This window comes from Moraxella boevrei DSM 14165 (genome assembly GCF_000379845.1).
GTDB lineage: Bacteria > Pseudomonadota > Gammaproteobacteria > Pseudomonadales > Moraxellaceae > Faucicola > Faucicola boevrei.
Window position 1 is genome coordinate 209689 of the sequence record NZ_KB903770.1, and the last position, 6800, is coordinate 216488.

The 6800-nt window shown below is 39.9% G+C and carries 8 protein-coding genes; 2 read left to right on the forward strand and 6 right to left on the reverse strand.

Going from position 1 to position 6800, the window contains the following annotated elements; genetic code table 11:
• Positions 1–110: 110 nt before the first annotated feature.
• From gspK to A3G3_RS0101075, 6 genes are all read right to left on the reverse strand, one after another.
• Positions 111–1247: a type II secretion system minor pseudopilin GspK gene (gspK, locus tag A3G3_RS0101050; protein WP_019518689.1), complete on the reverse strand. Its 1137-nt coding sequence runs from the start codon at positions 1245–1247 to the stop codon at positions 111–113.
• A gap of 10 nt (positions 1248–1257) precedes the next feature.
• Entirely contained in the window at positions 1258–2202 is a 945-nt protein-coding gene (locus A3G3_RS13865; protein ID WP_019518690.1) for a PulJ/GspJ family protein, read from the reverse strand.
• 21 nt (positions 2203–2223) lie between these two features.
• Entirely contained in the window at positions 2224–2619 is a 396-nt protein-coding gene (gene gspI / locus A3G3_RS0101060) for a type II secretion system minor pseudopilin GspI (RefSeq protein WP_019518691.1), read from the reverse strand.
• Between the two features lie 62 nt (positions 2620–2681).
• A complete protein-coding gene (locus A3G3_RS0101065) occupies positions 2682–3350 on the reverse strand; it encodes a prepilin-type N-terminal cleavage/methylation domain-containing protein (RefSeq protein ID WP_019518692.1) in 669 nt (222 codons plus the stop codon).
• A 9-nt stretch (positions 3351–3359) separates the two neighbouring features.
• Entirely contained in the window at positions 3360–3971 is a 612-nt protein-coding gene (locus A3G3_RS0101070) for a TetR/AcrR family transcriptional regulator (RefSeq protein WP_019518693.1), read from the reverse strand.
• Positions 3972–4078: 107 nt separating this feature from the next.
• Positions 4079–4855 carry a TatD family hydrolase gene (locus tag A3G3_RS0101075; RefSeq protein WP_019518694.1) on the reverse strand — a complete coding sequence of 259 codons (777 nt, stop codon included), beginning with the start codon at positions 4853–4855 and terminating at the stop codon, positions 4079–4081.
• Positions 4856–5328: 473 nt separating this feature from the next.
• On the opposite strand from A3G3_RS0101075, the gene dusB reads away from it, so the two are divergent.
• Together dusB and A3G3_RS14905 are read left to right on the forward strand one after the other, a co-directional pair.
• A complete protein-coding gene (gene dusB / locus A3G3_RS12835) occupies positions 5329–6327 on the forward strand; it encodes a tRNA dihydrouridine synthase DusB (protein WP_019518695.1) in 999 nt (332 codons plus the stop codon).
• Between the two features lie 338 nt (positions 6328–6665).
• Positions 6666–6800 (forward strand): transposase (locus A3G3_RS14905; RefSeq protein WP_019518696.1); only part of this gene is annotated, 135 nt, incomplete at its 3' end.

The window sequence follows — 6800 nt, forward strand, 5'->3', positions numbered from 1 at the left end:
TTTAAGCAATTTGTGTTAATCAATGGTTAACAATGTAACGTATTGTAAAAACCGCCTATTTTAGCGAAATTTGGCAAAATTCACAATGTTTTTATCAAGAAAACCTTCATTTAAGAAAATGGCAATACTTGGCGGTTAAACACCACAATTTGGCTGGTTTGTTGGCTAATTTGTTGCGTTGCTTGGCTAGGATTATCGCTTTGCGGTGGTTGAATTTTGGCAAGCTGACTGCGAAATACTCGCTGTTTTTCGTCAATTTTTACCACGGTTTTTAACCCAAAAGCCCTACTTTGCACGTCTAGCAACGTTGTCATGACTTGCTTTTGACTGTCGGATACGCCTGACATGGCAGGGATTTGCCATACACTATCCACCGTTTCAAACGGCATGGCGGTATTTCTGCTGTTTGCCCAATCGGTCAATGCCAATAAATCCAAACCACCTTGAGCAGTTGCCGAAGGTTGGTTCTGATTGTCAGCTGTTGGCGTACTGGCAGGAGCGGATGCGTTATTTGCAGGTTGCGAATTTTCTGTATTGTCTTGCTTGGCATTAACAAGGCTTATTACCGACAAAAGTTCAGGTTTTATGGTGTTAACATTCATCGGTAAAAAAAATGGCATAACCGTTAATAACGGTTGGATTTTTTGCAATTTTTCTTTATCCATACCACGCACATATAGCAGTTCATGCACGGCGGTAAACGGCTGATTAGCAATGGCTATTGGCATGGGTTTACCCAAACTTTGGTAATAATCGGCTTCTGCACCGCCATCACCTGTCATATCGCTGTCAGGGTCTTGCCAATCTAGCACCGCTTCAGCAACACTCGGCTCAATGCCGTTGGCAGTGAGTAAGGCTTGAAAATACGCCATTGCCGACTTATCCACCGTACCGTTGTGATATAAGTTATTGATATTAAACAAACTACTTTCATCAATTAGCGTCATTTGTACATTAGCACCGTTGAGCGTTTGCGATGGAAGTGGTTTTGCCCAAATATCTTGTGGGCTGTCCGTTTGGCTAATTTCATTATCTTTTAGCAACATTTGTATAATACTGGCTTCGGCAAGTTGGGCGGATTGTTGCATTTGGCTTTGCGATTGCGTGAGCTGATACTCACGGAGCATAACCCGTTGACTTGCCAACATACTGCCCGCCACCACGACAATCGCCACTACTAGCAACAAAATGGTTAACAATGCCACCCCAGATTGAGGGTGAAACGGTGGTTGTAGGGTCATTTTCATCGATTAACCTTTAATTGTTTTGATTCGGATTTTGGTCAGCACTGTTGTTAACATTGTTATTTGCATTATTTGGATTGTTGTTCTCGTTCCTATTTTGACTATTGTTTTCATTAACATTTTCGCTCATCGGTTTGAGCTGACTGGGCGCTTTTGGCGTTAAAGCAAATTGCCAAACAATCGGCTCATCATGATAAGTAAAACTTAAGGTAACGCCTGTTGGCAACTGCTGATAAACGGTTAAATCTTGCCAATTTTCAGCACTATTTTGAGTTTGAAAACTGTTTTGAGCATTGTTTTGGCTATTCGTTTGATTTTGTTGCTTATTTTTGTAGCGATTTTCACGATTTTTGGCAAATTCAATCGTTTTATTATCAGGAAATTGCTTCACCATTTCTGGCGTGTCTGTCGCTGTCCATGCCGTCCATTTGATATCTTTGACGTTGGTTAATAACACGCTTTGGCTAAAATTTTGACTGCCATTTTGTGAATTATTGGTTAAGTCTTGGTTAACTAGTTGATAACTTCGCTGTTTTACCAAGGCGTTATTTTGGCTGACATACTGAATTTTTGTCAACGTTGGTGACACATTAAAACGTGGGTCAGGGCTGGCAAAACGAATAAAACTCAACGATTGTTCATTTAAAGTAAACGTCGGTGCTATCGTTTGGGTTAAATGTGTCAAATTTTGTCCATTTTGGTTACCAGTTGTCGAAAGCCCAATCGGTACAGGCACATAGCTAGTAACCTGCGAAAAATCCTGTGAAAGCTGTAAATAAGCGTACTGCAACTGACTTAATCGGTCAATTTGTAATCTAGCACGTTGCTGAGTTTTGCTTAGGCTATCCATAATTTGCCAACCTGCCAAGGCAAGCATGGCAAAAATCAACATTGCCACCAATAACTCAATCAAGGTAAAACCTTGCACCGCTTGATGATTTGACAGATGTTGTCGCATTGGCTTGCCCCTTAGTGCCAGTTATTGTGCTGTCGGTTTTAACAAAACGCCTTCAATGCTAACAATGCTATTTTTCACCACACCGTCTGACACAGGGGCGACATCAATGGTGATTTGGCGAAAGGTAGGATTGCTATTTTCACTGAGGCTACTTTGAGTGTTTGGACTAATCGTTACTTGCCATTCTCGTCCTTGAGCTTGGATTGTTTCAGTTTTAGCATTGCTTAACCATTGATTTTTAATTTGTAATTCTGCTAACGTATTTTGGGCGACAAAATTTGCCAACGTGCGAGTTTTCATATTGCCAACCGAATTGATATAACTGCGACTGGCATGGCTTGCCGAAATTGCCACGACCGCCAAAATCGTTAAAGCAACCATTACTTCTAAAAGCGTAAAACCTGTTTGTTTATTCATTATTAGCAATCATCGATTAAAAATTTATTTAGTATTGATAAAAAATTAAGAAAATGGTTCAATTATTCATTCACTTGCTCTATTGCCCCTGAACCATTGATAATAATTGGGCTAGCAATAGGATAGATTTTATCATCATTGCTATTTTGTTTCTGCACTTGAATTTGTACCGCCGTGGCTTCGCCTGTACCAAACCAGACGATTGGCGGTGCGTCATTGCCTTGCAAATAACTCGGCAAAAATTGACTATCTTGTAGCACCCTATCCAATGGCTGAATATCCACACGCACGCCAGTCGGCACATCTAGCGGGCTGATGCTTTTTTCTAGTACCCAAGTTGGCGTGTTTTTCTCGGTGTTTTGTAACGTGGCTTGTGAAACATTTTGACTGACATTTTGGCTAGGATTTTGACCGATATTGTGATTGCCAAACGCATTTTCCAATTTGACCACCACCAGTTGCGTGGGATTGTCATCTTTTGCCAAACGAATTGCCACGCCATAAGGTTGCATCTGCTCGGCAGATAACAGGCGTACATAATTCATATTACTTTGCAAATGTTCATAAAAAGCCAAATTTTTGCGATTCTCGCTACTGCCCACCGATAAGGTCATCATGCCTGCAAATACCGACAAAATCACAATCACAACCATGACTTCCACCAAGGTAAAACCTTGTTGTTTTGTTGAAAGTGTTCTTATAATCGCTTGTTTTTCAAGTTTTTTTGTCATATTGTATGATTATTTTGCAGGGTCAGGGGCTGAGTGTTGTTTTGGCAAATCCAAAATTTGCTGAACCAAGGTCAATCGTAACGTGTCACGCCTGCCCAAATAACGTTGATAAAAGCTAGAGTTTAGCAAGCCTGCACCGCCCTGCCCCATGACCCAAATCGTCGCCAAATAATCTCGTGTCGTCATCAAGCTATTTTGCGACTGCAAATAAGCGGTGGTAATGTTAATCAGTTGCCTCATACGCTCACGCCGAATAGCGTACAACTCGCTGAACAAGCGGTTTAAGCCCGTTGCTGAATTAGCCAAACGTTCTTCAATTTGGTTTAACAACATCGCCCGTTGCGGATTTAGCAAATGGTACAAAATCACCCGAGCCACACCTGCTGACGGGTCATCGCCAATCCGACTATTAGCAAGTAAGTGCTCTTCATGCCGAATAATAATCCGCAAGAATAGCTCATCTTTGCTAACAAAATGCTTGTACAATGTCCCTTTAGCAAGGTCTAATTGCTCTGCCAAACTATCCAAGGTAATATCACCGTCGCCAGACTCCAGCAATAACTGCTCAGCAACGGCTAAAATGCTCTCTTCACGTTCTTTAAATTGTTGTTGACGGCTCATTGATAACACTAATCCAATACAAAATTCTTAAAATAACGCAACTATGATACCTGACTGATAAGTCATTTTCCAGTCATTTTTTAAAACTTATTCTAATTAGTGAGTTTTTATACATATTGATTTAATAAATTATCAAAATTATCATTGGTAATTTTGGCAAAATTTTCCAATGGCATAGCATATAAATTGGCTAAAAATTCCGCCACATACGGCACAAATGCAGGTTCATTTGGCTTGCCACGCTTTGGCACAGGAGCAAGATAAGGGCTATCGGTTTCTATCAAAATACGGTCAAGCGGTAATTTTTTGGCAACATCTTGCAACTCCGTCGCATTTTTAAACGTGACAATCCCTGATAACGAAACGTAAAATCCCAAATCTAAGGCTTTTTTGGCAGTGTCATAATCTTCGGTAAAACAATGAATAATGCCGTGTTCCGCTTTTTCCGCCTTTAATAAATCAATGGTATCATGACGAGCATCACGGGTATGTACGACAATCGGTTTTTTTAGGATTTGGCTAACGTGAATGTGCGTGGCAAAACTGGATTTTTGTTCGTTAATATGGTCTTTTGACCAATAATAGTCCAAGCCTGTTTCACCGATTGCCCAAACATGGTGGGCTTTTGCCAAATCCAATAAGCGTTCAGCAGTTACTTGCTTGAGCGTATCTTGGCAAGGGTGGATGCCCACGCTCATGCCGAGCGTCATGCCGTCAATCGGGGTGTGCATAATAGATTGGATGTCGTCATATTCATCAAAATCGCACATAATCGCCATGATGCGATGTACGTTAGCACTTTTGGCGGTTTGTAGGGCAGTTTGGAGTGTGCCGTGTTTTGCCAAATCCAAACGGTTTAAATGGGCGTGGGTGTCGGTAAACATTTTTAATCCTTTGTTTTAATTATTTTTTTGATTTTTTAAAAGGTATTTGTAAAAAATAACGATTTATTTCACTATTTTAGATAAGGTTGAAATTTTAGCATAAATCAGCCCGCCACATGTATAGTTTTTTGGTGTAAAATCATTATTCTATCAAACAAACTTTTGAGGCAGAAAAGCAAACTTTTATCGCGAAAAAAATTAATTTTTGCTACGAAAACCGTTCACACTGAGCTGTCGAAGTCTCGGTTTTCTTTTGTGAGGAGCGTCGAACCATAACCGTAAACGTATCATTTTTTCATTTCTTTTACCATATTTTGTGTTTCAAAGTGAAAATTTAATTGTTTAAGGCGGTGGATACAGGTTTTTACATGAGCATAGAAAGCAAAGCTATCACATTTTTGTTTAAATCACTTTTGAAAAAGCCTAAGATTTGCTAAAATCTGTGCTTTTATTTTACCAAAAACGCATCCACTATGACAACTCACCCCCTTTTACAACCCCTAAAAATCGGCAATGAAACAGTCACCAATCGCATTTGGCTCGCTCCTATGGCGGGCGTAACCGACAACCCCTTTCGACGATTGGCAAAATCCTTTGGGGCGGGTCATGCCGTATCAGAAATGATGACCTCCGATGCAACTTTGTTTGCCAATCACAAAACCTTGTACCGAGCGAATTTTGACGGCGAAATCGCCCCAATTTCTGCCCAAATTGTTGGCTCAGAACCGACAAGATTAGCCGAATCTGCCCGTTTTCAAGTGGCGAATGGGGCAAAAATCATTGACATTAACATGGGTTGCCCTGCCAAAAAAGTATGTAACAAATTGGCGGGTTCAGCATTGTTAAAAGATTTGGACTTGGTAAAAAAATTGCTGGAAGCAACGGTCAAGGCTGTGGACGTGCCTGTTACTTTAAAAACTCGTTTGGGTTTTGAAAATGGCAAAGAAAATATTTTGACAGTGGCAAAAATCGCCGAAGATATGGGCATTCAAGCCCTAACTATTCACGGACGCACCCGAGAAGACAAATATTTTGGGCAGGCACGGTATGAGCTGATTACCAAAGTTAAGCAAAACTTAACAATTCCTGTAATTGCCAATGGCGATATCGACAGTCCACAAAAAGCCAAAGCTGTATTTGATATGACAGGGGCGGATGCCATTATGATTGGACGTTCGGCTCAAGGTAAGCCTTGGATTTTTGAGGAAATTTCCCATTTTTTACAAACCGGTGAAATTTTACCAAATCCAACGATTGATGAGTTAAAAGAAATTGTGTTAACCCATTTGCAAGAATTATATGCGTTTTATGGCGAATATTCAGGCTGTCGCATCGCACGCAAACATATCGCTTGGTACACATCTGGCATTCAGTTTTCTAACGAATTTCGCCAAGCCATGTACCAAGAAGACACTACCGCAGGGCAATTTGCGGTGGTTGAACGGTTTTTAAGTCAAGCGGATTATGATTAGTATTTTAAATTTCTTTAATGAAAACATATTTTTATGAAACATAATTTTCAAAATAAAGAACTTCTATATTATGCACATAGTATATTCATATCTAAATCATAACCAGCATTTTTCAGCTCTTTTGCGAGTGTTAGTTCCCATGCTTTACTCTTATCCATATCAATATAAACCACACCTGATTGATGCCGAGCGTTATAAATTTGCGAAAATTGCGTTATAAATGACTTATCTTTTTATTTCATTCTGTGCAATACTATTTTAAAAACTCTACTGTAGTGGCATAATAAACCTAGACAGCTGCTAAGAGATTATAATAGCCCAAACGGAGGCATAATCTCATGACAAAAGTACGTAAAACATACACACCCGAATTCAAATTAGAAATGATAAAACTCATAGAAGAACAAGGGCAAAAACCAAGTAATGTTGCAACCCAATATGAAATAGCCGAATCCACACTCGAAAACTGGCTA